The organism is Microbaculum mangrovi (assembly GCF_051390635.1).
Classification (GTDB): Bacteria; Pseudomonadota; Alphaproteobacteria; order Rhizobiales; family Tepidamorphaceae; genus Microbaculum.
Window position 1 is genome coordinate 696,053 of record NZ_JBPODT010000004.1, and the last position, 25,464, is coordinate 721,516.

At 68.2% G+C, this 25,464-nt stretch carries 25 protein-coding genes; 16 read left to right on the plus strand and 9 right to left on the minus strand.

Annotated features, from left to right (window positions below):
- The first annotated feature begins 16 nt into the window (after positions 1–16).
- Positions 17–820, plus strand: a complete 804-nt coding sequence (locus ACSF9G_RS20025) for a FecR family protein (RefSeq protein ID WP_436643885.1) — start codon at positions 17–19, stop codon at positions 818–820.
- Positions 821–865: 45 nt separating this feature from the next.
- Complete coding sequence (locus tag ACSF9G_RS20030) at positions 866–1,840, plus strand: glycoside hydrolase family 26 protein (protein ID WP_436643886.1); 975 nt, start codon at positions 866–868, stop codon at positions 1,838–1,840.
- A gap of 18 nt (positions 1,841–1,858) precedes the next feature.
- Here ACSF9G_RS20030 and ACSF9G_RS20035 read toward each other — a convergent pair whose 3' ends face one another.
- Positions 1,859–2,629, minus strand: coding sequence for an SDR family NAD(P)-dependent oxidoreductase (locus ACSF9G_RS20035; protein ID WP_436643887.1), 771 nt, complete (start codon positions 2,627–2,629; stop codon positions 1,859–1,861).
- A 133-nt stretch (positions 2,630–2,762) separates the two neighbouring features.
- On the opposite strand from ACSF9G_RS20035, the gene ACSF9G_RS20040 reads away from it, so the two are divergent.
- Positions 2,763–3,647, plus strand: a complete 885-nt coding sequence (locus tag ACSF9G_RS20040) for a lytic transglycosylase domain-containing protein (protein ID WP_436643888.1) — start codon at positions 2,763–2,765, stop codon at positions 3,645–3,647.
- Positions 3,648–3,672: 25 nt separating this feature from the next.
- Here ACSF9G_RS20040 and ACSF9G_RS20045 read toward each other — a convergent pair whose 3' ends face one another.
- Genes ACSF9G_RS20045 through ACSF9G_RS20055 form a run of 3 tightly spaced genes read right to left on the minus strand, consistent with a single transcriptional unit; the run spans position 3,673 to position 6,538 of the window.
- A complete protein-coding gene (locus ACSF9G_RS20045; protein WP_436643889.1) occupies positions 3,673–4,617 on the minus strand; it encodes a prephenate/arogenate dehydrogenase family protein in 945 nt (314 codons plus the stop codon).
- A gap of 11 nt (positions 4,618–4,628) precedes the next feature.
- Complete coding sequence (hisC, locus tag ACSF9G_RS20050; RefSeq protein ID WP_436643890.1) at positions 4,629–5,732, minus strand: histidinol-phosphate transaminase; 1,104 nt, start codon at positions 5,730–5,732, stop codon at positions 4,629–4,631.
- Positions 5,733–5,743: 11 nt separating this feature from the next.
- Entirely contained in the window at positions 5,744–6,538 is a 795-nt protein-coding gene (locus ACSF9G_RS20055; RefSeq protein ID WP_436643891.1) for a chorismate mutase, read from the minus strand.
- 351 nt (positions 6,539–6,889) lie between these two features.
- Here ACSF9G_RS20055 and metX point away from each other — a divergent pair, with 351 nt between their 5' ends.
- Complete coding sequence (gene metX, locus ACSF9G_RS20060) at positions 6,890–8,098, plus strand: homoserine O-acetyltransferase MetX (RefSeq protein WP_436643892.1); 1,209 nt, start codon at positions 6,890–6,892, stop codon at positions 8,096–8,098.
- The gene (metW, locus tag ACSF9G_RS20065; protein ID WP_436643893.1) at positions 8,095–8,739 is read left to right on the plus strand and encodes a methionine biosynthesis protein MetW; all 645 of its coding nucleotides are present in this window, start codon (positions 8,095–8,097) and stop codon (positions 8,737–8,739) included. Before metX ends, metW begins: the two co-directional genes overlap by 4 nt.
- A gap of 105 nt (positions 8,740–8,844) precedes the next feature.
- Here metW and ACSF9G_RS20070 read toward each other — a convergent pair whose 3' ends face one another.
- The 5 genes from ACSF9G_RS20070 to fsa all read right to left on the minus strand — a co-directional run bounded on the left by ACSF9G_RS20070 (position 8,845) and on the right by fsa (position 11,891).
- Positions 8,845–9,015 carry a hypothetical protein gene (locus tag ACSF9G_RS20070; RefSeq protein ID WP_436643894.1) on the minus strand — a complete coding sequence of 57 codons (171 nt, stop codon included), beginning with the start codon at positions 9,013–9,015 and terminating at the stop codon, positions 8,845–8,847.
- 126 nt (positions 9,016–9,141) lie between these two features.
- On the minus strand, positions 9,142–10,125 hold the full coding sequence (locus ACSF9G_RS20075; protein WP_436643895.1) for a tyrosine recombinase XerC: 984 nt from the start codon (positions 10,123–10,125) through the stop codon (positions 9,142–9,144).
- 66 nt (positions 10,126–10,191) lie between these two features.
- Positions 10,192–10,491 (minus strand): antibiotic biosynthesis monooxygenase family protein, encoded by a 300-nt coding sequence (locus tag ACSF9G_RS20080; RefSeq protein ID WP_436643896.1) that lies wholly within the window; start codon positions 10,489–10,491, stop codon positions 10,192–10,194.
- 14 nt (positions 10,492–10,505) lie between these two features.
- Entirely contained in the window at positions 10,506–11,132 is a 627-nt protein-coding gene (locus tag ACSF9G_RS20085; protein WP_436643897.1) for a DUF2239 family protein, read from the minus strand.
- Between the two features lie 105 nt (positions 11,133–11,237).
- Positions 11,238–11,891, minus strand: a complete 654-nt coding sequence (gene fsa / locus ACSF9G_RS20090) for a fructose-6-phosphate aldolase (protein WP_436643898.1) — start codon at positions 11,889–11,891, stop codon at positions 11,238–11,240.
- 100 nt (positions 11,892–11,991) lie between these two features.
- On the opposite strand from fsa, the gene ACSF9G_RS20095 reads away from it, so the two are divergent.
- From ACSF9G_RS20095 to ACSF9G_RS20145, 11 genes are all read left to right on the plus strand, one after another.
- A complete protein-coding gene (locus ACSF9G_RS20095; protein WP_436643899.1) occupies positions 11,992–14,202 on the plus strand; it encodes a primosomal protein N' in 2,211 nt (736 codons plus the stop codon).
- Between the two features lie 190 nt (positions 14,203–14,392).
- The gene (locus ACSF9G_RS20100) at positions 14,393–14,953 is read left to right on the plus strand and encodes a F0F1 ATP synthase subunit delta (protein WP_436643900.1); all 561 of its coding nucleotides are present in this window, start codon (positions 14,393–14,395) and stop codon (positions 14,951–14,953) included.
- Complete coding sequence (atpA, locus tag ACSF9G_RS20105; protein WP_436643901.1) at positions 14,953–16,485, plus strand: F0F1 ATP synthase subunit alpha; 1,533 nt, start codon at positions 14,953–14,955, stop codon at positions 16,483–16,485. The genes ACSF9G_RS20100 and atpA overlap by 1 nt, the downstream gene beginning before the upstream one ends.
- 37 nt (positions 16,486–16,522) lie before the next feature.
- A complete protein-coding gene (locus tag ACSF9G_RS20110; RefSeq protein ID WP_436643902.1) occupies positions 16,523–17,407 on the plus strand; it encodes a F0F1 ATP synthase subunit gamma in 885 nt (294 codons plus the stop codon).
- A gap of 27 nt (positions 17,408–17,434) precedes the next feature.
- Positions 17,435–18,880: a F0F1 ATP synthase subunit beta gene (atpD, locus tag ACSF9G_RS20115; protein WP_436643903.1), complete on the plus strand. Its 1,446-nt coding sequence runs from the start codon at positions 17,435–17,437 to the stop codon at positions 18,878–18,880.
- A 24-nt stretch (positions 18,881–18,904) separates the two neighbouring features.
- Entirely contained in the window at positions 18,905–19,321 is a 417-nt protein-coding gene (locus ACSF9G_RS20120) for a F0F1 ATP synthase subunit epsilon (RefSeq protein ID WP_436643904.1), read from the plus strand.
- Positions 19,322–19,338: 17 nt separating this feature from the next.
- Positions 19,339–20,016 carry a thiaminase II gene (tenA, locus tag ACSF9G_RS20125; protein ID WP_436643905.1) on the plus strand — a complete coding sequence of 226 codons (678 nt, stop codon included), beginning with the start codon at positions 19,339–19,341 and terminating at the stop codon, positions 20,014–20,016.
- A 170-nt stretch (positions 20,017–20,186) separates the two neighbouring features.
- Positions 20,187–20,996 (plus strand): crotonase/enoyl-CoA hydratase family protein, encoded by an 810-nt coding sequence (locus ACSF9G_RS20130; RefSeq protein ID WP_436643906.1) that lies wholly within the window; start codon positions 20,187–20,189, stop codon positions 20,994–20,996.
- Positions 20,996–22,879, plus strand: a complete 1,884-nt coding sequence (locus tag ACSF9G_RS20135) for a feruloyl-CoA synthase (RefSeq protein WP_436643907.1) — start codon at positions 20,996–20,998, stop codon at positions 22,877–22,879. The genes ACSF9G_RS20130 and ACSF9G_RS20135 overlap by 1 nt, the downstream gene beginning before the upstream one ends.
- 13 nt (positions 22,880–22,892) lie before the next feature.
- Positions 22,893–24,146 (plus strand): thiolase family protein, encoded by a 1,254-nt coding sequence (locus ACSF9G_RS20140; RefSeq protein ID WP_436643908.1) that lies wholly within the window; start codon positions 22,893–22,895, stop codon positions 24,144–24,146.
- 221 nt (positions 24,147–24,367) lie between these two features.
- Positions 24,368–25,345, plus strand: coding sequence for a TRAP transporter substrate-binding protein (locus ACSF9G_RS20145; protein WP_425256256.1), 978 nt, complete (start codon positions 24,368–24,370; stop codon positions 25,343–25,345).
- Positions 25,346–25,464 lie beyond the last annotated feature (119 nt).

Genomic DNA, 25,464 nt, shown 5'->3' on the forward strand with positions numbered 1-25,464 from the left:
TTCAGGTATGCACGGCGTGAGCGCCATTTTTGATGCATTGCGTTGCGCGGCGAGCGCGCGGCGCCTGTTCGTGGCAACGGCGATCGCAGCGGCGGCGGTGGCGGGCGCCACCGCGCCGGCGCAGTCAACCACGGAAAGTGGAATCGGCACGACCGTCGTCACCGTCAGGAGCGTGACCGGGCAGCTCGGCCAGCTCGAACGCGACCTCGGCGTGGGCGACCGCGTCTTTCTGAACGAGCTCCTGGAAACGGGCTCGGATTCGCATGCCGAGCTGCAGCTCGACGACGATACCAAGCTCGCGCTGGGGCCGAACGGTAGCCTCACCCTTGACGACTACGTCGTCGGTGGCGGCGAGGGTAACGGGCGCGTGGTCCTCAACGTGCTGAAGGGCGCCTTCCGCTTCATCACCGGCGAGAACGACAAGGACGCCTACCGTATCGATACGCCGTCGGCGACCATCGGCGTGCTCGGCACCGTCTTCGACCTCTACGTCTACGACGAGGACGAAACGCTGCTGCTGCTGCTGGAGGGCGAGGTCGAGATCTGCTCGCGGACGTCACCCGGCTCGATGGGCGGCTGCAAGTCGCTGTCCGAGCCGAACCAGATCATCTACTCGTGCGGCCAGGGCGTCCTGTCCGACCCGATCAAATGGTCGGACACCCTGCTCCCGGACACTCCGGTGACGACCGCGTTTCCGTTCCTTGAGGACTCGCCACAGATCGATCCGGTCAAGCGGTCGGAGTATTCGCAGATCAGCGACGAATCGGCCGAGGCCCGCAGGCTGATCGCCGCCGCCCGGGAGCGCTGCAGCGCGCAGTAAGCTTTCCCGCCCGGAAAGCAGCCGATCCACAAGGGATGGACGTCGATGAAGTCCCTGATCCGATACCGATGGCCGCGGGCGGCGCTGATGGGCGCCGCCGTCCTGCTCGGCGCCGGATCGCCGAGCCTGGCCGACGAGGCGACGGCCGTAACGCTGGCGGTCGCCGACGGTTCCGGTGCCCGGGCGGACGCTTCCAGGCCGTCCGACCTGAAGGTCGGCATCTACGACCCCGACGGCGCGTTCGCCGATGCGTCGCAGGTTCAGATCGAGCATGTCTTCATGCCGTGGCAGACGATCGATCTTGCGTCCCTGGACGTCGCCGACCGCTATGCCGCCGACCGCGGCCGCACACTGCTGCTGACGGTCGAGCCGTGGTCGTGGTCGCCGCTCGAGCCGGTGTTTCCCGACGAACTGAGAGAGGGCATGCTGTCGGGGCGCTACGACGAACGGATCGGCGAGCTGTGTGGCAGGATCGCCCGGTTGCAAAGCCCGGTAACGGTTCGCTGGGCGCACGAGATGGACCTCAAGAACGGCCGCTATCCGTGGTCGGACTGGCGGCCGAGCGACTACGTGGCGGCCTATCGCCATTTCGTCGACATATGCCGCGAGAAGGCGCCGGACCTCACCTTCATGTGGTCGCCGCGCGGTGAGTTCGACCTCGGCCTCTACTATCCCGGTGACGACTATGTCGACGAGATCGGGCTTTCGGTCTTCGGCTTCCAGGCCTACGACCTCGTTGCCAACGGACACGAACGGGACCTGACCGCGCTGCTGAAGCCGAGCTACGATCGGGCGGTGAAGTTCGGCAAGCCGATCTACATCTCGGAATTCGGCTGCGCCGGCGACCCCTCCTACGTGGCGCGCTGCAACGATTTCTCGGCGGCGACGCTGCAGCAGTTTCCGATGCTGGAAGGCGTCGTCTACTACAGCGCCGTCGAACCGGGCGAATGGCCCGACGTCTACGGCAAGCCGGACTGGCGCGTCGCGCCGGGCTCGGGACTGCTGTCCGGGATCAACTGACACCTTCCGCCCAACGCCCTAAGCCTCGTCCGTCCGCGCCGCGCGCAGCGCCGGCAGGCCGACACCCGTCGCCTCGAAGCCGCCGTCGGCGGCGATCATCTGGCCGGTGACGTAGCCGGCCTTGTCCGAGCAAAGGAAGACGATCACGTTCGCGATCTCCTCCTCCGATCCGTAGCGGTTGAGCGGTATCGCGTCGTGATAGGCGTCGACGATCTCCTGCGTGTGCACGGCGGCGGCGAGCTTGGTGCGCACCGGCCCCGGCGCGACGCAGTTGACGCGGATCCCGTATTCGCCGAGTTCGGCGGCCTGCTGCCGGGTCAGATGGATCACGGCGGCCTTCGAGGTGCCGTAGGCGACGCGCAGGGTGGAGGCGCGCAGGCCGGAGATGCTGGCGACGTTGACGATGCAGCCCCTGGTCTTCTTCAGCTCCGGGATGGCCGCCTGCGCGCACAGGAAGACGCCGTCGAGATTGGTCGCCATCACCGCGCGCCAGCGCTCGAAGTCCGTCCTTTCCAGGGGGCCGAAATCGGCGACGCCGGCGTTGTTGATCAGATAGTCGATGCGGCCGAACCGCGCCCGCGTATCGGCGATCATGGCGGCGACCGCGTGCGGCCTGGAAATGTCGTAGGGCAGCGCAAGGACATCGCCCAGGTCCCGGGCGGCCTGCTCCAGGGCCGGGACGTCGCGGTCGACCATCGCGACCGAGACGCCGTCGGCCAGGAACAGTTTCGTCGTGGCCAGCCCGATGCCGCGCGCGGCCCCCGTCACGATTGCCGTACGTGCCGTCATGGTCACTCCCTCGACGCTCGTCCTGTCCGCCCGCAGCGTATACCGCCCGACCACACCGCGCGAGACGGATCGAGCGCCGGGCGGCTTTGGCAACGCCGCGGAATTGCCGGGATTGTGTTAGAAATCGAAGGCCATGAAACGCCTCGCCGCCGTTCTTCTGCTGGTTTCGGCCGTGGCCGGGCCTGTCCTTTTCGACCGGCCGGCGGCGGCGCGGCCGCTGGGCGATGCGGTCGTCGCGAAGGTCCCGACCCACCGCGAGCGGATCTGCGCGCATATCGAGGCGGCAGCGGGCGATCACGACCTGCCGGTCGCCTTCCTGACGCGGCTGATCTGGCGCGAAAGCAGCTTCCGGCCGGGCGCGGTGAGCCCGAAGGGGGCGCAGGGCATCGCCCAGTTCATGCCGTCGACGGCGGCGGAGCGGGGGCTTGCCGACCCCTTCGAGCCAGAGGCGGCGATCGACGCGGCGGCCTCCTTCCTCACCGACCTGCGCCGCGCGTTCGGAAACCTGGGCCTTGCGGCGGCCGCCTATAACGGCGGGCCCAACCGTGTCGCCGACTGGCTTTCGGGCAGCGGCGCGCTGCCTGCCGAGACGCAGCGCTTCGTGTCCTTCATCACCGGGCGCACCGCGGGCGACTGGAAGGGCACCGCCGAAACCGGCCCGGTCGCCGACACCCGCGAGAGCGCGCGGCCGGTGCGCTGCGCCACCGTGGTCGCGGCCCTAGCGACACCGGCGCGGATCGTGCCGGCCGTCGGCCCGGGGCCGACGGCACCCTGGGGCGCGCAGGTCGCCGGCCATTTCTCCAAGGACCGGGCGCTGGCGATCTACGCCCGCCTGCAGCAGCGCTACGAGGACGTGCTCGCGGGCCGGCCGGCGATGGTGGTGGGCACACGCAACCGTTCGCGCGGCGCCGCGGTGTTCTTCAACGTGCGTGTCCCCGCCGAGACCCAGGAGGCCGCCGGCGACGTCTGCGCGCGGCTGAAGAAGGCCGGCGCGGCCTGTATCGTCCGCAAGAGCTGAAGGACGCCGGAGAGCCCGGGGCCACCTATTCGCCGGCGTCCGCCGGCTTGCCGGCGCCGGGGGTGCGGCCGAAGTCGGGCGCCTCGGTCTCCTGGCCGGCCTCGATGATGCCGCGGCGGATGGCGCGGGTCTTGGTGAAGAGGTCGAACAGCGCGTCGCCGTCGCCATAGCGGATCGCCCGCTGCAGGGCCGAGAGGTCCTCGGAGAAACGGGCCAGCATCTCCAGCACCGCCTCGCGATTGTGCAGGAAGACGTCGCGCCACATGGTCGGGTCGGAGGCGGCGATGCGCGTGAAGTCGCGGAATCCGCCGGCGGAATACTTCATCACCTCCGATTCGGTGACCTGTTCAAGGTGGGCTGCCGTGCCGACAATATTGTAGGCGATCAGGTGCGGCACGTGGCTGGTGATCGCCAGCACCATGTCGTGGTGCTCGGGCGTCATCACCTCGGTGTCGGCGCCGCAGGCTTCCCAGAAGCGCCGGACCAGATCGACGGCGTCTGCATCCGTGCCGGGCGGCGGGGTGACGATGCACCAGCGGTTGCGGAACAGGTCGGCGAAACCGGCGTCGGGGCCGGAATGCTCGGTGCCGGCGATCGGGTGGGCCGGGACGAAATGGATGCTGTCCGGCAGGTGCGGTGCCACCTGGGCGATGACCGAGGCCTTGGTCGAGCCGACGTCGGAGACGACGGCGCCGGGCTTCAGCGCGGGCCCGATCGCCCCGGCAACCTGTTCCGACGCGCCGACGGGAACGCAGGCGATGACGAGGTCGGCGTTCCTGACCGCTTCGGCCGGATCGGTCGTGTAGCGGTCGCCGAGGCCCAGGTCCTCGGCACGCGCGAGCGTCTCCGGCCGCCGCGTCTGCACGACGATATGGCGGGCCAGCCCCTCGCGCTTCGCCACGCGGGCGATGGACGAGCCGATCAGGCCGATGCCGATCAGGGCCAGTGTGTCGACGAGCGGTTCGGGCATGCGCTCGCCGTTCAGCCGTTCCGCATGAAGGCGGCGAGCGCCTCCACCACGAGGCGGTTCGCCTCTTCCGTGCCGATGGTCACGCGCAGGGCGTGCGGCAGGCCATAGGCCTCCATGCGGCGCACATAGACGCCCCTGTCCTGCAGGCAGGCGTCGGCGTCGGGCGCGCGCTTGCCGTCGGTGTCGGGGAAATGCACGAGGATGAAGTTGCCGACGCTCGGCGTGACGCTCAGGCCGAGCGTTTCAAGCTCGCCGGTCAGCCAGGGCAGCCAGCGCTCGTTGTGGGCGATGGCCTTGTCCATGAAGGCGGCGTCGCCGATCGCGGCCACGCCGGCGGCGATCGCCGGGGTGTTGACGTTGAAGGGTCCGCGCACGCGGTTGAGGATGTCGGCGATCGCCTCGGGACAGAAGGCCCAGCCGAGCCGCACCGCCGCCAGGCCGTGGATCTTCGAGAAGGTCCGCATCATCACGACGTTGTTGGCGTTCGCCACCAGGTCGATGCCGGCCGAGTAGTCGTTGCGGCGGACATATTCGGCATAGGCCGCGTCGAGGACCAGGATGACGTCGTCCGGCAGGCCGGCGTGCAGGCGCCGGACCTCCTCGAAGGGCAGGTAGGTGCCGGTCGGATTGTTGGGGTTTGCCAGAAAGACCAGGCGCGTGCGGTCGGTGACGCAGGCGAGCATCGCGTCGACGTCGGTCGTCAGGTCCGTTTCCGGCGCGACGACGGGTACGCCGCCCGAGGCCAGCGTCGAGATCTTGTACATCAGGAAGCCGTGCTGCGAGTACACCGTCTCGTCGCCGGGCTCCAGGTAGGTTTGGCAGAGGAGCGAGATCAGCTCGTCCGAGCCGGCGCCGCAGACGATGCGGTTCGGATCGATGCCGTATCTGGCGCCGATCGCCTGCCTCAGCGCGGTCGCGCCGCCGTCGGGGTAGAGCTCGAGATGCTCAGCGGCCTCGACATAGGCGTGCCGCGCCTTCGGGCTGGGGCCCAGCGGCGTCTCGTTCGACGACAGCTTGTATACCTTGCCCGCGCCTTCCCTGGCCGTTCCCGGCACATAGGCCTTGATCTGCAGGACGCTGGCGCGCGGCTGCGGTCCGGATTTGGTCTCGCTCATCGTCTTTCGTCTCAGGTCCAGTCGGTCGGCTTCGCGAAGCAGCCGAGCCAATGCGATTGCAACGTCGTCGTCTTGCCGAACCCGGCGGGGTCGCGCGGCGCGGCGATCAGGGCCGCGGCGGCGGATCGCGCGAGGATCGTGCCGAGGCCGTCAATCGAGCCGGTATCGGCGAGGTCTACGGCATAAAGATGGAGATCATCAGGGGCTTCGACGTTTTTCGGGCCGATGACGACGGCGCGGGGCAGGTCGAGGCCGGACTGCAGTGGAAGAAAGGGGAGGTAGGCGATCACTTTCGCCCCAAAACCGGGGGCGTCTGCGGACGGCGTGAGGCTCTCCCACCATCGCTCCTCGAGCGGATCGTCGAGCGCGACGACCGCGAGATCGGTGCCCGTGCTCGCCACGGTGTCGATGGCCTCGCGGTTGGAGGCGGTGCCGACCAGCGGCGAGGAGAAGCCGAAGTAGTAGCGCAGGAGATCGCGCATCGCCGGATCGGCGGCACGCGCCGCTAGCACCCGGTAAGGCGCCTGAAGCTGGGTGAAGGTACCGATGATCTCGCGCCAGATGTGCTCGACCGTCGACAGCGGCAGCCGGCCGGTGTGGCGCGCGGCGATGCGGCGCATCATCGCCGCCTCCCGGTCGGGACGGAACGCGGCGCCGCCGTTGGCCGACAGCCGCTTGGCGTCAATCAGCCGTTCGATGACCTCGCCGCGATGGATCAGCTGGCGGTGCATCTCCTCGTCGGCGGCGTCGATGTCGCGGCGCAGCGCGTCGAGGCTAACGGTATCCTGTGCGGGCGTGTCGGACATCGCGGGCGGGCGCCTTTTCTCCGGCGGATTCTTTAAGCTTGAACGGCCTTGCGGCCGGCGCGCAGTCTTAGAGCCTTTCACGGCGAAATGGAACCATTCAGACGGGCGCGCGGCTCGGTACCGGCCGACCCGGCCCTCGCCCCCGGACGGACGTGTCGCCGACGGGCCCGCCTGAGGCCGGCCGTCAGACGCCCGCGCGCAGGCGTCGCGGGACATCAAACTAAGCCCCGGTACGTCAAAGAAAACATTGACATGGCGCCGGTACCGGCCCAACTAGATCGAGTCCCGGGCGCAGGGTCCCGGGGATCGCATTCGCCCCGTAGAAGGCCGGCAAACCGGCTGAGCAGCAAGATGATACCCGGGATCAAGAGCCGGTCGACCACCTACCGCCAGATCGCGGCACCCGACAGCCAAGTGGTCCAGTTCGGGCCGGACCAGCCGTTGCGGCTCGACTGCGGTATCGATTTCGCGCCGCTGACGATCGCCTACCAGACCTATGGCACGCTCGATCCGCAGAAGACCAACGCCATCCTGGTGGCGCACGCGCTGACCGCCGACCAGCATGCCGCCAACATCCATCCGGTGACCATGAAGCCCGGCTGGTGGGACAAGATGGTCGGGCACGGGAAGCCGATCGACACCGACCGCTACTTCGTCATCTGCGCCAACGTGCTCGGCGGCTGCATGGGCTCATCGGGACCGGGCAGCATCGACCCGGCGACCGGGGAATCCTACGGCCTCGATTTCCCGGTCGTGACGATCCGCGACATGGTGCGGGCGCAGACGATGCTGCTCGATCACCTCGGCATCGAAACGCTGTTCTGCGCGATCGGCGGCTCCATGGGCGGCATGCAGGTGCTGGAATGGGCCGCGAGCCATCCCGACCGGGTGTTCTCGGCGATCCCGATCGCCACGGCGGCACGCCACACCTCGCAGAACATCGCCTTCCACGAGGTCGGCCGCCAGGCGGTGATGGCCGATCCCGACTGGCGCGGCGGGCGCTACCTGCGCGAAGGCACCAGCCCGAAGAAGGGCCTGTCGGTGGCGCGGATGGCCGCGCACATCACCTACATGTCGGACGAGGCGCTGCACCGGAAGTTCGGGCGCAATCTGCAGAACCGCGCGGCGATCACCTTCGGCTTCGACGCCGACTTCCAGATCGAGAGCTATCTGCGCCATCAGGGCTCGACCTTCGTCGACCGGTTCGACGCCAACAGCTACCTCTACCTGACCCGGGCGATGGACTATTTCGACCTGGCGGCGGACTACGACGGGCAGTTGGCAAACGCGTTCCTCGGCACGAACACGCGCTTCTGCGTCGTCTCGTTCACGTCGGACTGGCTGTTCCCGACCGAAGTCAACCGGCAGGTCGTGCACGCGCTGAACGCGGCCGGCGCCCGCGTCAGCTTCGTCGAGATCGAGACCGACGCGGGGCACGATTCCTTCCTGCTCGACGAGCCGGAACTGTTCGGCGCTGTTCGCGGGTTCCTCGATTCGGCCGCGCATGCGCGCGGATTGCCGGCGCCGCCCGCCCGTCAGCTGTCGTCCACCATGCTATGACGGCGGCGGGGAACGGGTACAGCGCGCCCCCGCAGTCGCGCCGTGTCGATCTGAATCTGGTCGCCGATCTGATCCGGCCGGGCAGCCGGGTGCTCGATATCGGCTGCGGCGACGGCACGCTGCTCGAGATCCTGGAGAACCGCTACGGCATCGACGGGCGCGGCGTCGAGCTGAGCCAGCGCAACGTCAACGAGTGCGTGGCCAAGGGCCTGGCGGTGGTGCAGGGCGACGCCGATCGCGATCTCGTGGACTATCCCGACAACGCCTTCGACTATGTGGTGCTGAGCCAGACGATCCAGGCGACGCGCGACCCGCGCGGCGTGCTCGATCACATCCTGCGCATCGGCCGGCGCGGCGTCGTGTCGTTCCCGAATTTCGGCCACTGGCGGATGCGCTGGCAGCTGCTGACGCGCGGCCGCATGCCGATCACCGAGCACCTGCCGGTGAGCTGGTATGCGACGCCCAACATCCATTTCTGCACGATCCGTGATTTCTGCGCGCTCGCCGACGACATGGGCGTCGTGATCGAGAAGGTCATCGCGCTCGGCTCGAAGGGCGACCGCCTCTCCGAGGGGGCTTCACTGCGGACGCTCAACCTCTTCGGCGAGCAGGCGATCTTCGTGCTGGCGAAGCCGCGCTGACGGTCCAGGGAGACGGCGTGCCGCGCGACCGTTTCGCGAAACCCGCAAAAAGAACCCGGGCCATGGGCCCGGGTCAAATCCCTACACAGACGTGTTCGCCGTTCCCTAGTCCTGCGCGGGCTGGGTCGTCGGGGTCTGCGTCGGAGTGCTGATTTGCGCGGTCTTCACCGGGGTCTGCTTGGCGGCCGTGTGACCGGCCGAGCAATCCGCAAACGCGGCGCCCGCCGACATGGTCAGCGCAACCGCGGCGAGACCTGCGAGGAGTTTGCTTGTCATGCGAATTCTCCCCTCAAGGAACGACGTCAGGATGAATCGTCGCACCCGAAAGGCTAGCACCGTTCGCGGGGGCGGCAAGAGCGCGGGCGCTCACGAACGCGTTATCGCCGCGGCGTACTGGCCCGGTCAGGCGCGCGGATGGGCCGCGTGATAGGCCTCCAGCAGGCGGCTCTCGTCGATTTCCGTATAGACCTGCGTCGTCGACAGGCTGGCGTGGCCGAGCAGCTCCTGGATGGCGCGCAGGTCGCCGCCATTCATCAGCAGATGGGTAGCGAAGGAATGGCGCAGCGCGTGCGGCGTGGCGCTGTCGGGCAGGCCGAGCGCGCCGCGCAACCGCGCCATCGCCCGCTGGATCAGGCGCGGATTGAGAGGTCCGCCGCGGGCGCCGACGAACAGCGGGCCGTCCGCCGCAAGGGCGTAGGGGCACAGGCGCAGGTAGTCGGCGACCGCCTCGGCCACCGCGGGCAGCACCGGAACGAGCCGCGTCTTGCCGCCCTTGCCGGTGATGCGCAGCGTGGTGTCCGGTTCCGGCGCCTCCGACCGCGTCAGGCCGAGCGCCTCGGAAATGCGCAGGCCGCAGCCATAGAGCAGGGCGAAGACGGCGGCGTCGCGGGCGGCGATCCAGGGTTCGGCCGCGCCGGGATCGATTTCCTCGGCATCGATGACGCGCAGCGCCGCGTCGCGCGACAAGGGCTTCGGCAGGGCGTGGCGCTTCTTCGGCCCGCGCACGACGGTGAGCGCCGTCGTCCTGGTGCCGGTGGTCTTTTCCAGAAACCGCGTGAACGAGCGGATCGCGGCAAGCGCCCTCGACAGCGAGGGACCGGCGAGGCCGTCGGCGCGGCGCGCGGCGAGCCAGGCGCGGATATCGGTCGGCCTCAGGTCGGCGAAGTCGGCGACGGCGGGCGGATCGCCGAGATGGTCCCTCAGGAAGGTGAGAAACTGGCGGAGATCGCGGCCGTAGGCCTCGACCGTCTTGTCCGACAGACGGCGCTCGGTCGCCAGGCTAGTGAGCCAGGCCTCGGCGCCGGCGCGCAGGTCTGCGGCCGCCAGCAACGGGCCGATCACCGGTGCGGCGTCTTCGCGTGTCCGTGCCTGGCGTCCGGGCGGCATCGTGCGGGCGGCCTTCCTCGTGAGGGTCTCGAAGCCAGTCTTGCCCGCGCCGCGTTAACCTTTCGTTTAGGCCGTGGCGACGGGCGCGCCGTAGTGCTCCACCACCGGAAACGGATCGTAGAAGTGGTGCAGCAGCGCCTTCCAGCGCGGATAGCGGTCGGAGCCGCGAAATCCCGGATCATGGGCCTCGACGCTGTCCCATGTCACCAACAGCACGTAGCGGTCCGGGGACTCGATGCAGCGGCGCACCTCGAGCCCCCGGAAACCGTCGCTGGCGGAGATCAGCGGCAGCGCCTCGCGCATCGCCGCCTCGAAGGCCTCGGCCTGACCCGGCTTCACGTTCAGGATGGCGTGCTCGAGGATCATCGGTCGTGTCCCGTTCAGAATGCCTTTTCGGCCAGCGTATGGGCGTGCTCGCGGATGTCGCCCGGCCAGAAATCGACCATCTCGTCGAATTTGTCGCGGTCACCGGCGAAAAGCGCCCGCGAGGCCTCCTCGAAATTCGGAAGGTTGCCGGCCATCGCGCTCATGAAGCGATAGCACGAGTCGCGGCCCACCCTTTGGCGGTCGGTCCGGTCGCTGGCCTGCCGGGCCTTTTCGACCAGCTTGCGCAAGGCGACGGAGGCGCCGCCCGGCTGGCCGTTCAGCCACGCCCAATGGCGCGGCAGAAGCGTCACCTCGCGGCCGACGACGCCGAGTTTCGGCCGGCCGGGGCGTTTCGGGCGCTCGTCTGCTTCGGGGCTGGCGGTATCGGGAGGGGCGGCTTCCGGCCCGGGGGTGACCGGTCGGGCGCCATCGGCGGCGTCGATCAGGCGCTTGCGGACTTCGTCCAGCGTGCCGCGCAGGTCGAACTCGACCGGCCGGCTCGTTGCCGTGTCGAACACCAGGATCTGGGCCGTCTCGTCGCGATCGATCGCCTGCTTCACCGCGAGCGCGACGTCGATGCGCGGGCCGGCGGCGACGCGCGTCGGGCCGTTGAAGGCGATACAGAGGTTTTCAGTGGTCATGTTCGGGGGCCTGCGGTGGTGATGTCCGCATGGATTTACCCCGGTAAAATTACGGTGTCAATTATGCCCGGGTAAAAATATCCGGACGGCCCCCGCCTGGCCGGGCTAAAGGATCGTTTCGCCGGTCTTCGCCCAGTCGGACAGGAAGGCGGCAAGGCCCTTGTCGGTCAGCGGATGCGCCACGAGCTGGCGGATGATCGCGGGCGGGATGGTGGCGACGTCGGCGCCGGCCAGCGCGCAGTCCCTGACGTGGTTCACCGTGCGGATGGAGGCGGCGAGCAGCTCGGTCTCGAACCCGTAATTGTCGTAGATCGCGCGGATCTCGGCGATCAGCTCGACGCCGTCGAGGCCGATATCGTCGAGACGGCCGATGAAGGGCGAGACGAAGGTGGCCCCGGCCTTGGCGGCGAGCAGCGCCTGATTGGCCGAGAAGCACAGCGTCACGTTGACCATGATGCCGGCCTGGGTCAGCGCCCGGCAGGCCTTGAGCCCGTCCATGGTCAGCGGCACCTTGACGGTGACGTTGTCGGCGATCTCGGCCAGGCTCCTGCCCTCGGCGATCATGCCGTCGACATCGGTGGCGGTCACTTCGGCGGAGACCGGGCCCTCGACGACGGCGCAGATTTCGGCGACCGCCTCGCGGAACGGCCGGCCGGCCTTGGCGACCAGCGAGGGATTGGTGGTGACGCCGTCGAGCAGGCCGGTGTCGGCGAGGGAGCGGATCTCGTTGATATCGGCGGTGTCGACGAAGAATTTCATGGGACTACCTTGACTGTGTTCCGGCGACTGTGTTCCGGCAAGCGGCTGACTGGCGCCCTGTTTAGCGTACTTTGAGGCCGATGACAGTCCCGCGATTCGCATGACCGACCTTTTGGAGAAACCGGCAACCGTCTCCGTGCTCGTCCCCGTCGCGGTCGAGCGGCCCTATACCTATGCGGTGCCGGCGGGGATGGCGCTGGCGCCGGGCGACGTCGTTGTCGTGCCGCTGGGGCCGCGATCGGTGCTCGCCGTCGTCTGGGACGGCGCGCCGGATTCGGTGCCGGCGAAGAAGCTCAGATCAGTCGAGGACAAGCTCGACGGGCATATCGGCGAGGAGATGCGCCGATTCGTCGACTGGCTGGCCGACTACACGCTTAGCCATCGCGGCACCGTGCTGCGGATGGTGCTGCGGGTGCCGGAGGCCTTCGGGCCGGAAAAGCCCGTGATGGCCGTGCGGCTGGCCGGCGCGGCGCCGGAACGGATGACGTCGGCGCGCACACGGGTGCTCGAAATCGCGGCCGACGGGCTTGCCTGGAACAAGGGCGCGCTGGCGGAGGCCGCCGGCGTCGGCGCCTCGGTGGTCGAGGGGCTGGTCGATGCGGGAACGCTGGAGCGGGTGGCGCTGCCGCCAGCGCCGGTGGTGGGCGTGCCCGATCCGGATTTCGCGCCGCCGGTGCTGACCGACGGACAGGTGGACGCGGCCGCGCGCCTGCGGGACGCCGTCGCCGCCGACGCCTTCGCCGTGGCGCTGGTCGAAGGCGTCACCGGGGCGGGCAAGACCGAGGTTTATTTCGAGGCGGTCGCCGAGGCGCTGAGGCGCGGCCGGCAGGTGCTGGTGCTGGTGCCGGAAATCTCGCTCACCACCCAGTTCCTCGACCGCTTCGAGGCGCGATTCGGAACCCGGCCGGCCGAGTGGCACTCGGGCATGACGCCGCGGGTGCGCGAGCGCACCTGGCGGGGGGTGGCGAACGGCCAGGTCCGCGCCGTCGTCGGCGCGCGCTCGGCGCTGTTCCTGCCGTTTTCCCAGCCCGGCCTGATCGTCGTCGACGAGGAGCACGACCCCGCCTACAAGCAGGAGGAGGGCGTCATCTACTCGGCCCGGGACATGGCGGTGGTGCGTGGCATGATCGGCGGCTTTCCGGTGATCCTGTCGTCAGCGACGCCGTCGATCGAGAGCCGGGCCAACGCCGAGCGCGGCCGCTACATCCACGTGAAGCTGCCCGACCGATTCGGCGCCAGCCTGCCCGACATCAAGGCGATCGACATGCGCGCCGACGGGGCCCCGTCCGGCCGGTTCCTGAGCCCCGTCCTCGTGGACGCGATCAAGGAGACGATCGGCGGCGGCGAACAGGCGCTCTTGTTCCTCAACCGGCGCGGCTATGCGCCGCTGACGCTCTGCCGCAAATGCGGTTTCCGGTTCGAATGCCCCAACTGCTCGGCCTGGCTGGTCGATCACCGCTTCCGGCGGGTGCTGTCGTGCCACCATTGCGGCCATTCGATCGCCCGGCCCGAGCGCTGCCCGAACTGCGACGCCGAGGACAGCCTGGTCGCCTGCGGACCGGGAATCGAGCGAATCGCCGAGGAGGCGGCCGATCTTTTCCCCGATATCCGCATCCTGATGCTCTCCAGCGACCTGGTGCAGTCGATTTCCGAATTGCGGACGCGATTCTCGATGATCGAGCGCGGCGAGGTCGACCTGATCATCGGCACGCAGCTCGTCGCCAAGGGCCATAATTTTCCACATCTGGCCCTCGTCGGCGCGATCGACGCCGATATCGGGCTGGCAACGGCCGATCCGCGCGCCGCCGAGCGCACGTTCCAGCTCCTGCAGCAGGTCACCGGACGCGCCGGCCGGCAGAAGGACGGCGGACGCGGGCTGATCCAGACCTTCGACCCCGACCATCCGGTCATGCAGGCGATCATCTCGGGCGATCGCGAGGCCTTCTATGCCCGCGAGATGGAGCAGCGCGAGCGCTCCGGCCTGCCGCCGTTCGGACGACTGGCGGCGATCGTGGTGTCGGGGCGCACGCAGGCCGAGGCCTCCGGCTACGCCCGGGCGCTGGCGCGCGCCGTGCCGAAAGCGGACGGCGCGCAAAGGACGGAATCCCGGGGATCGGACGCGGTCCGTGTGCTGGGGCCGGCAGAGGCGCCGTTGGCGGTGGTGCGCGGGCGGCACCGCTTCCGGCTGCTCGTCAAGGCGCCGCGCGGCTTCGACCTTCAGGGATGGCTGAGGCGATGGCTGGCCCAGGCGCCGGCGGCCAAGGGAGGCTTGCGGGTCTCGATCGACGTCGATCCGGTCAGCTTTCTGTAGAGCACTTCGACATTGGCGCAGAGTCAGGCCGCTGGCGTGTTGCAAGGGCAGGTTTGGTGTGCTAGCGAAGCGCCGGCTTCCGGGCACCACCATTTCCTGAGGCCTTTGGCCGGTCGCCGCGACGGCTCGGAGACGGGCCAAGCGGGGACAAGCAGCGCCGTCAATCAGGTCGCATCAGAGAGCACGACGCGTGAACGCAGAAGATTCGATCGTATCCGGCGTCGCGGGCCGCTACGCCACGGCACTGTTCGAACTTGCCGCCGAGGCGAAGGCCATCGACAAGGTGGCCGGCGAACTCGAGCAGGTCGGAAAGATGATCGACGAGAGCGAGGATCTTACCCGTCTCGTCAGGAGCCCGGTGTTTTCCGCCGAGGACCAGGTCCGCGCCATGGGCGCCATCCTGGAGAAGGCCGGCATCACCGGTATCACCGAAAACTTCGTCAAGCTGACGGCCAGGAACCGGCGCCTGTTCGCGCTGCCCGGCATGATCAGCGGCTTCCGCAAGCTGGTCGCCCAGCATCGCGGCGAGGTTTCCGCGGAGGTTACCTCCGCGCACGAATTGAGCGCCGATCAGGTCGCGGAGCTGTCCGCCGCCCTGAAGGCGTCTCTCGGCAAGGACGTGCAGCTCAACCGCACGGTTGATGCGGGCCTGCTGGGCGGTCTCGTCGTCCGCATCGGCAGCCGCATGATCGACACGTCGCTGCGCACCAAACTCAACAGTCTCAAAATCGCTATGAAAGAGGTCGGCTGATGGACATTCGGGCCGCTGAAATCTCCTCGATCCTGAAGGAGCAGATCAAGAATTTCGGCAAGGAAGCCGAAGTCACCGAGGTCGGCCAGGTGCTGTCCGTGGGCGACGGCATCGCCCGCGTCTACGGGCTGGACAAGGTCCAGGCCGGCGAGATGGTCGAATTCCCCGGCGGCGTCCGGGGCATGGCGCTGAACCTGGAGAATGACAACGTCGGCGTCGTCATCTTCGGTTCCGACCGCGACATCAAGGAAGGCGACACCGTCAAGCGGACCGGCGCCATCGTGGAAGTGCCGGTCGGCAAGGAGCTTCTCGGCCGCGTCGTCGACGCCCTGGGCAACCCGATCGACGGCAAGGGCCCGATCAAGTCCAAGGAAAAGCGCCGCGTCGACGTCAAGGCGCCGGGCATCATTCCCCGCCAGTCGGTGCACGAGCCGATGGCCACCGGCCTCAAGGCCGTCGACGCGCTGATCCCGATCGGCCGCGGCCAGCGCGAGCTGATCATCGGCGACCGCCAGACCGGCAAGACCGCCATCATCCTCGACACGATCCTCAACCAGAAGCCGCTCAACGCTTCGGACGACGAGAGCCAGAAGCTCTACTGCGTCTACGTCGCCGTCGGCCAGAAGCGCTCCACCGTCGCCCAGTTTGTGAAGGTGCTCGAGGAGCGCGGCGCGCTGGAATATTCCGTCGTCATCGCCGCCACCGCCTCCGACCCGGCGCCGATGCAGTACCTGGCGCCGTTCTCGGGCTGCGCCATGGGCGAGTTCTTCCGCGACAACGGCATGCATGCCGTGATCGCCTATGACGATCTGTCCAAGCAGGCCGTCGCCTACCGCCAGATGTCGCTGCTGCTTCGCCGCCCGCCGGGACGCGAGGCGTATCCGGGCGACGTGTTCTACCTGCATTCGCGCCTGCTCGAGCGTGCCGCGAAGATGAACAAGGAGAACGGCTCGGGCTCGCTGACCGCGCTTCCCGTGATCGAGACGCAGGCCAACGACGTGTCGGCCTACATCCCGACCAACGTGATCTCGATCACCGACGGCCAGATCTTCCTGGAAACCGACCTGTTCTACCAGGGCATCCGCCCGGCGCTGAACGTCGGCCTGTCGGTCAGCCGTGTGGGCTCGTCGGCGCAGATCAAGGCGATGAAGCAGGTCGCCGGCAAGATCAAGGGCGAGCTGGCGCAGTACCGCGAAATGGCGGCGTTCGCCCAGTTCGGCTCCGACCTCGACGCCACGACGCAGCGCCTGCTCAATCGCGGCGCCCGTCTGACCGAGCTTCTGAAGCAGCCGCAGTTCTCGCCGCTCAAGGTCGAGGAACAGGTGGTCGTGATCTATGCCGGCGTGAACGGCTATCTCGACGACCAGCCGGTCTCCGCCGTGCGCCGCTTCGAGGACGACCTGCTGCGTCACATCCGTGACAAGCACATGGCCATCCTCGACGCGATCCGCACCGAGAAGGAAATCTCGGACAAGACCGAGAAAGAGCTCGAAAAGGCCGTTTCCGAATTCGCCAAGGCCTTTGCGGCCTGATCTTCGGACATTGGACGAGCTTAGCGGAGCCGCATAGATGGCGAGCCTCAAGGACCTCAGAAACCGCATCGCCTCGGTCAAGGCGACGCAGAAGATCACCAAGGCCATGCAGATGGTGGCCGCGGCGAAGCTGCGCCGCGCGCAGACCGCAGCCGAGGCCGCGCGTCCCTATGCCGAGCGCATGGAGCAGGTATTGGCGGGCCTCGCCGGATCGCTGGCCGGCGCCGAGGGCTCCTCGCCGATCATGGTCGGCACCGGCAAGGACGACACCCACCTTCTGGTGGTGTGCACGTCCGAGCGCGGCCTGTGCGGTGGCTTCAACTCCTCGATCGTGCGCATGGCGCGCGAGCGTATCGCCCGCCTCCGGGCGGACGGCAAGACGGTCAAGATCCTCTGCGTCGGGCGCAAGGGCTACGACCAGCTGCGCCGCAACTACAGTTCGATGATCATCGACATGATCACGCTGCGGGAAGTGAAGCAGGTCGGCTTCTCCAACGCGCACGCGATCGGCGAGAAGGTGCTGTCGCTGTTCGACGCCGGCGAGTTCGACGTCTGCACCCTGTTCTTCGCCGAGTTCCGCTCGGTGATCAGCCAGGTGCCGACCGGCCTGCAGCTGATCCCGGCAAACATCCCGCCGGCGGAAGAGGCGGAGGCCGCGGCGGCGCTGGCGGCCTACGAGTTCGAGCCGGACGAGACCGAGATCCTGGCCGACCTGCTGCCGCGCAACATCTCCGTGCAGATCTTCCGCGCGCTGCTCGAGAACGCCGCGTCCGAGCAGGGCGCCCGCATGAGCGCGATGGACAGCGCCACGCGCAATGCCGGTGAAATGATCGATAAGCTGACGCTGGTCTACAACCGCTCGCGTCAGGCCCAGATCACCAAGGAACTGATCGAAATCATCTCGGGCGCCGAGGCGCTCTGACCCATAGAGAAGACAGGGTATATTCCGATGGCACGCAAACCCGCCACGTCAAAGAACAAGAACGTCGGCCAGATCACGCAGGTGACCGGCGCCGTCGTCGACGTCCATTTCGAAGACAAGCTTCCGGAAATCCTGAACGCGCTGGAGACCGACAACCACGGCACCCGCCTGGTTCTCGAGGTGGCGCAGCATCTGGGTGAGAACACCGTGCGCACTGTCGCGATGGACGCGACCGAGGGCCTGACCCGCGGCCAGGACGTCACCGACACCGGCGAATCGATCGAGGTTCCCGTCGGCGAGGAGACGCTGGGCCGCATCATGAACGTCATCGGCGAGCCGGTCGACGAGGAAGGCCCGATCAAGACCCAGCAGCGCCGGCCGATCCATGCGCCCGCACCTGAGTATGTCGATCAGTCCACCGAGGCCGAGATCCTCGTCACCGGCATCAAGGTCGTCGACCTGCTCGCCCCATACGCCAAGGGCGGCAAGATCGGCCTGTTCGGCGGCGCCGGCGTCGGCAAGACGGTGCTCATCCAGGAACTGATCAACAACATCGCCAAGGCGCACGGCGGCTACTCTGTGTTCGCCGGCGTCGGCGAGCGTACCCGCGAGGGCAACGACCTCTATCACGAGATGATCGAGTCCGGCGTGAACAAGAAGGGCGGTGGCGAAGGCTCCAAGTGCGCGCTGGTCTACGGCCAGATGAACGAGCCGCCCGGTGCGCGTGCCCGTGTCGCGCTGTCCGGCCTCACCGTCGCAGAGTACTTCCGCGACCAGGGCCAGGACGTGCTGTTCTTCGTCGACAATATTTTCCGCTTCACCCAGGCCGGTTCCGAACTTTCGGCCCTGCTCGGCCGTATTCCCTCGGCCGTGGGCTACCAGCCGACGCTGGCCACCGACATGGGTGCCCTGCAGGAGCGGATCACCACCACCACGAAGGGATCGATCACCTCGGTGCAGGCCATCTACGTGCCGGCCGACGACCTGACCGACCCGGCGCCGGCCACCTCGTTCGCCCATCTGGACGCCACCACGACGCTGTCGCGGTCGATCGCCGAAAAGGGCATCTACCCGGCCGTCGATCCGCTCGACTCGACCTCGCGCATGCTCGACCCGAACATCATCGGCGAGGAGCACTACGAGACCGCCCGTCGCGTGCAGGAGATCCTCCAGCGCTACAAGTCGCTCCAGGACATCATCGCCATTCTGGGCATGGACGAGCTGTCGGAAGAGGACAAGCTGGCGGTCGCGCGCGCCCGCAAGATCGAGCGCTTTCTGTCGCAGCCGTTCTTCGTGGCCGAGGTGTTCACCGGCTCGCCGGGCGTGCTCGTCGAGCTCGCCGACACGATCAAGGGCTTCAAGGCGCTCTGCGACGGCGACTACGACCACCTGCCGGAAGCCGCCTTCTATATGGTCGGCACCATCGATGCCGCCGTCGAGAAGGCACAGCGCCTGGCGGCCGAAGCGGCCTGAAGATTCGAAGGAGCCTGAAGCCCAATGGCCGACACTATCCGCTTCGAGCTGGTCTCGCCGGAACGGCTGCTGATGTCCGAGGACGTCGCACAGGTCGACGTTCCCGGCGCCGAGGGTGATTTCGGCGTGCTGCCACAGCACGCGCCGGCAATCGCGACCCTGCGCGCCGGCATCCTGAGCGTGCGCGGCAGCGACAACGCGAAGCGCGATGTGTTCGTACGCGGCGGTTTCGCCGAGGTGCGGCCCGATCTGATCACCGTGCTCGCCGAGCAGGCGATCCCGGTCGAGGAGATCGACGAGACGATCCTCGCCCAGGAGATCCAGAACGCCGAGGAAGACGTCGCCGACGCCAAGGACGAGCTGGCCCGCGAGAAGGCGCAGCACCATCTCGCCCGTCTCAAGGAAGTGATCGCCGCGCTGAAGGCCGCCGGTCACGGCTGATAGGGGCCGGTCTTGCCGTGTCGAATACGACACCTTTCAGCGCCGAGGCGTGGCGGCGCAACGCGGTTCTGTACGAGGCGATCCGGACGCTTCCGTTCAATACGGATCTAGCGGCCGGCAGCCTCCGTCAGGACCGGTTCCAGCATTATATCGTTCAGGACGGCCACTACCTGGCCGACTATGCGCGCGCCCTGGCGATCGCGGCCGCCAAGGCGGATGACGCCAGCGGAATCATCCAGTTTTCCAAGGCGGCCACCGAAGCCATCGTCGTCGAGCGCGCCCTCCACGAAGACTATTTCGCCCGGTTCGGAATCGACAGGCAGGCGTTCGAGGCGATCGCCTTGTCACCGGCCTGCCACCACTACACCGCGTTCCTGCTCGCGACCGCCTACGCCCAGCCCTATCCGGTCGTGCTGGCGGCGCTGTTGCCCTGCTTCTGGGTCTACGGTGAGGTCGGCAAGGACATCCTCGCCAACGCCACGACACCGGACAATCCGTATCAGGCCTGGATCGATACCTATGGCGGCGCGGAATTCCAGGCCGCCGTCGATGGGGCCATCGCCACGACCGATCGCGTCGCGGCGGGGGTAACGCCGGCGACGCGCGAGGCGATGCATCTCGCGTTCCAGCGTGCCATGCAGCTCGAATGGATGTTCTGGGATTCCGCCTACAACCTCGAATCCTGGCCTGTTTGAGCCACGCACATCGGATCGATCGCTCTTGATGCCCGGGCCCCTGCCCGGGCATTTTCGTTTTTGGGCGCCCGATCGTGGGCGCACTTGCCCCCGGCCGGCGGCTGCCCGATTGATGGTTTGACTACAAACTGTTATCAACGGCGTCGACACCATCGGGAGGAGTTGTGGCGTTGCACGGACCGGGAAATCCGTCATCGGACCTGCCGGACCTGCCGGCATCGCTTGCCGCCGAGGTCGACGGCGACATCGCCGTGCTGCGGCTCGCCCGGCCGCAAAAGCGCAATGCGCTCGACGATCCGACCGTGCTCGGGCTGGAGATCTTCTTCACGCGGCTGCCGGACGGCGTGAAGGCCGTGGTGCTGAGCGGGGAAGGCCCGCATTTCTCCGCCGGTCTCGACCTGTCCGAACTGCGCGAACGCGACCTGGCCGAGGGCATCGAGCATTCGCGGATGTGGCAGTCGGTCTTCGAGAAGATGGAGTTCGGCCGGGTGCCGGTCGTATCCGTGCTGCATGGCGCCGTCGTCGGCGGCGGCCTCGAACTCGCCTGCGCCACGCATATCCGTGTCGCCGAGCGCTCCGCCTATTACAGCCTCCCGGAGGGCCAGCGCGGCATCTTCGTCGGCGGCGGCGGATCGGTGCGGGTGTCGAAGCTGATCGGCGCGGCGCGGATGATGGACATGATGCTGACCGGCCGCGTCTATGACGCGGCCGAGGGGCAGGCGATAGGCCTGTCGCACTATCTGGTCGACGACGGGGCGGGGCTCGACAAGGCGAAGGCGCTGGCCCGCGGAATCGCGACGAACGCGCCGCTCAGCAACTACGCCATCCTGCAGGCGGTGCCGCGCATCGCCGAGGCCGCCGGCGGCAACGGCTATTTCACCGAAGCGCTGATGGCGGCGATTGCCCAAAGCCAGGAAGAAGCCAAGCAAAGGCTGCGCGATTTCCTCGAAAAGCGCGCGCCCAAAGTCGAGAAGGAGTGATGACCGGCGCCGACGTGGCCAAGAGGCAGACCGATCCGGACCGCTTCCGGCCCGTCGATCTCGGGCCGCGCGATGTCGTGGCCGAGCACCGTGCCGACGGATCGATCCTCTATCGCTCGCCGCTTCCGCTGCCGGACTACCCGCCGCGCCTGACCGACCGGCTGATCCACTGGGCCGGGGCCACGCCGGACCGGCTTTTCCTCGCCGGTCGGCCGGCCGGCGGGGGCGACGGCGACGGCGAGGGCTGGCGCAGGTTCACCTACGCCGAGACGCTGGACATGGTGCGGCGGATCGGCGCGGCGCTCCTGACGCGGCACCTGACCCGGGAGCGGCCGATCGTCATCCTGTCGGGCAACGATATCGAGCACGCGCTCCTGGGGCTGGCCGCCCAGTATGTCGGCATCCCCTATGCCCCGGTATCGCCGGCCTACTCGCTGATCTCCACCGACTACGCGAAGCTGCGCTACATCGTCGAACTGGTGACGCCCGGCCTGATCTTCGCCGCCGACGGCGCGGCCTTCGCCCCGGTGCTCGAAGCCGTGACGCCCCGGGGCTGCGAGGTCGTGGTCGCCCGCAACCCGGGCCCCGGCCAGACCCTGTTCGACACGCTGGCGCCCGGGGCGGATCCCGAGGCGGCAGACGCGGCGAACGCCAAGGTGGGGCCGGATACGATCGCCAAGATCCTGTTCACCTCCGGCTCCACGGGCATGCCCAAGGGCGTGGTCAACACCCAGCGCATGCTGACCTCCAACCAGGAGATGATCGCCTGCGCGTTTCCCTACTTCCGCGAGGAGCCGCCGGTGATCCTGGACTGGGCGCCGTGGAACCATACTGCCGGCGGCAACCACAATTTCGGGATCGCGCTCTACAACGGCGGCTCGTTTTATATCGACGACGGCAATCCGACGCCGGCCGGCATCGAACGCACCGTCCGCAACCTGCGCGACGTCTCGCCGAACTGGTACTTCAACGTGCCGAAGGGCTTCGACGCGCTCGTTCCCTATCTGCGCGACGACCCGGGCCTGCGCGAAACGTTCTTCAGGGACCTGAAGGTGCTGTTCTACGCGGGCGCCGGGATGGCCCAGCACGTCTGGGACGAACTCGACGACATGGCGACCGAGACCTGCGGCGCGCGCATCCTGCGGCTTTGCGGCTTCGGCGCGACCGAGACCGGGCCGTTCGCGCTCGTGCTGTTGTGGGATGCGCCGGCCGGCCATGTCGGCATCCCCGCGCCCGGCGTCGACATCAAGCTGGTGCCGAACGGCGCCAAGCTCGAGGCGCGGATCCGGAGCCCGAGCGTGCTGCCCGGCTATTGGCGCCAGCCGGATATGACGGCCGCGGCGTTCGACGCCGACGGCTACTACATGCTCGGCGACGCCATGCGGTTCGCCGACCCGGACGATCCCTCCGCCGGCCTGGTCTTCGACGGCCGCGTCAAGGAGGACTTCAAGCTCGATACCGGAACCTGGGTCAATGTCGGGCCGCTGCGCGGCGCCTTCATCGACCATTTCGCGCCCTACGTCTCCGACGTGGTGATCGCCGGGCTGAACCGCGACTACGTGTCGGCGCTGGTCTTCGTCGACCCCAACGCCTGCCGCCGGCTGGCCCGGCTTCCCGCCGACGGGGGACTGGCCGCCCTCGTCGCCGACGATGCCGTCAAGGCGGCGTTCCGCGACCGGCTGGAAAGCTTCGCGCGGACGGCGACGGGAAGCTCCAACCGGGTGGTCCGGCTGCTGCTCATGCCCGAGCCGCCATCGATCGACCGCCACGAGATGACCGACAAGGGATCGATCAACCAGCGCGCGGTGCTCGAGAACCGCGCCGCCCTGATCGAAACCCTGTACGCCGAACCGCCGGGACCCGACGTCCTGGCGCTTGCGTGAGGAGAAACGAGACATGAGCGGGACGGAGCGCGCGGTCTGCGCCGAATGGAGCGACGTCTGGCTCCTCGACGGGGTGCGCACGCCCTTCGTCGACTACAAGGGCGCGCTGTCGCTGGTCTCGCCGATCGATCTCGGCATCAAGGCCGGCCGCGAGGCGCTGGCGCGCGCCGCCGTCCCGCCGGAGGACGTCGGAACCGTTATCTGCGGCTCGATGGCCCAGGCGAGCTTCGACGCCTACATGCTGCCGCGCCATGTCGGCCTCTATTCCGGGGTGCCGATGGAGGTGCCTGCCCATCTGGTACAGCGTATCTGCGGGACCGGGCTCGAGGTGATCAGCCAGGCCGCCGACGCGGTGTCGCTCGGCCGGGCGAACGCGGCGCTGTGCGTCGGCGCGGAATCGATGAGCCGCAATCCGATCGCCGCCTACACCCATCGCGGCGGTTTCGACATGGGCCGAGTCGAGTTCAAGGATTTCCTCTGGGAAGCGCTGCTCGATCCGGCGGCGAGCGTCACCATGGGCGGCACGGCGGAGACCCTCGCGACGCGCTATCAGATCGGCCGCGAGGCGGTCGACGCCTATGCGGCGCGCAGCTTCGAACGGGCCATGGCGGCCAGGGACAGCGGATTCCTCGACGGCGAGATCACCCCGGTGACGAGCGAGGTGTTCGCGCTCGAGGGCTACAACGACCGTGGCATCAGGCTGCCGCGCAAGGTCGATGCGGTGCGTCAGGATACGCATATCCGGCCATCATCGGTTGAGGCGCTCGCGCGGATCCGGCCCGCCTTCGGCGGGGTGCAGACCGGCGGCAACTCGTCGGGCGTGGTCGACGGCGCCGCGGCGGCGGTGGTCGCCTCCGGGGCCTATGCGCGCGACCGCGACCGGGCGCCGCTGGCCCGTCTCGTCTGCGCGGCGGCCGTCGGCGTGCCGCCGGAGATCATGGGCATCGGACCGGTGCCGGCGATCCGGGCGGTGCTGGACCGCAGCGGCCTGTCGCTCGCCGACATCGACCGCATCGAGATCAACGAGGCGTTCGGCGCCCAGGTGATGGCCTGCGCGCGCGAACTCGGGCTCGACGAGGACAGGCTCAACGTCAACGGCGGGGCGATCGCCATCGGCCATCCGCTCGGCGCGACCGGCCTGAGGCTCGCCGTCACGCTGGCCCGGGAACTGGCTCGATCAGGCCTGCGCTACGGCATCGCATCGGCCTGCATCGGCGGGGGACAGGGAATTGCGCTACTGATCGAGACCGCCGAAAGCGCGGGATGAACCGCCGTTTCCGGCCCCCTATCCGAAAGTTTGAGGGCAAACAGTTGCGGAAGCAAACAACATTCTTGCCCCCGCCTCTTGGCTCGGTCTAGGCTACGCCCAACAGAGCCGCCAACGCAGTGCGCGTCAGGCGGCCAAGCCGATCGCCAAAGATCCGCTGTCTGAGGGAGGACCGCATGAAAGCGCATACCTGGCTTGCCAGCACCATTGTCTCCGCCGCCATGTTCGCGGCGGGTGCCGCCTACGCGGACGACCCGGTCGAAATCCGGTTCGCGCACTGGGTGCCGCCGACACATCCGCTGCAGCAGGCGATCACCGAGTGGGGCGCGTCCCTCAACGAAGCTACCGGCGGTACGATCTCGGTGACGATCTTCCCGGCGCAGCAGCTCGGCGCCGCGAAGGACACCTACGACATGGTCCGCGATGGCATCGCCGACATGGGTTACATCAACCCGGGCTACACGCCGGGCCGCTTCCCCGTCTTCGACGCCGCCAATCTGCCCTTCAACATCACCAACGCCACGGACGGCTCCGCGGCGATCGACGAGTGGTACGGCAACTACGCCGAAAAGGAGATGGGCGACATCTACGTCTGCCTCGCCAACGCGCATGACCCGGGCACCTTCCATTCCAAGGAAAAGATCGTCGTTCCCGGCGACGTCAACGGCCTGAAGGTGCGGCCGGCCAACGGCACGATCTCCAAGATGGTGACCCTGCTCGGCGGCCAGCCGGTCCAGGTCAGCGCGCCGGAATCGCGCGAGGCGCTGGAGCGCGGCGTCGCCGACGCGATCACCTTCCCCTGGGGCTCGATCCTCCTGTTCGGCATCGACAAGACCGTGAAGTACCACCTCGACATGCCGACCTATGTCGTCGGCTTCGTCTGGGGCATGAACAAGGACTTCTACAACAACCTGTCGGATGCCCAGAAGAAGGCGGTCGACGATCACTGCAATCCCGAATGGGCCAAGCAGACCTCGATCGGCTGGGCCACGTACGAGAGCGGCGGCCGCGACAAGATCAAGGCGATGTCCGACCACACCGTGACCACGCCGACCGACGACCAGGTCGCCGAATGGCGCAAGGCCGTCGCGCCGATGGAAGACGAGTGGAAGAAGGCCGTGAACGACGCAGGCTACGACGCCGACGCGGTCTGGAACGACCTTCAGGATACGCTGAAGAAGTACAACTCGAAATACTGAGGCGGACCGATGACCGGCCGTCCCGGCACCAATTGGCCGGGGCGGCGGCTTCGGCGTCTCGGCGATCGTCCTGTCCGAATCTCTCGCCGGCGGGCGAGGGCGCGTGAGGTCCAGGCTCT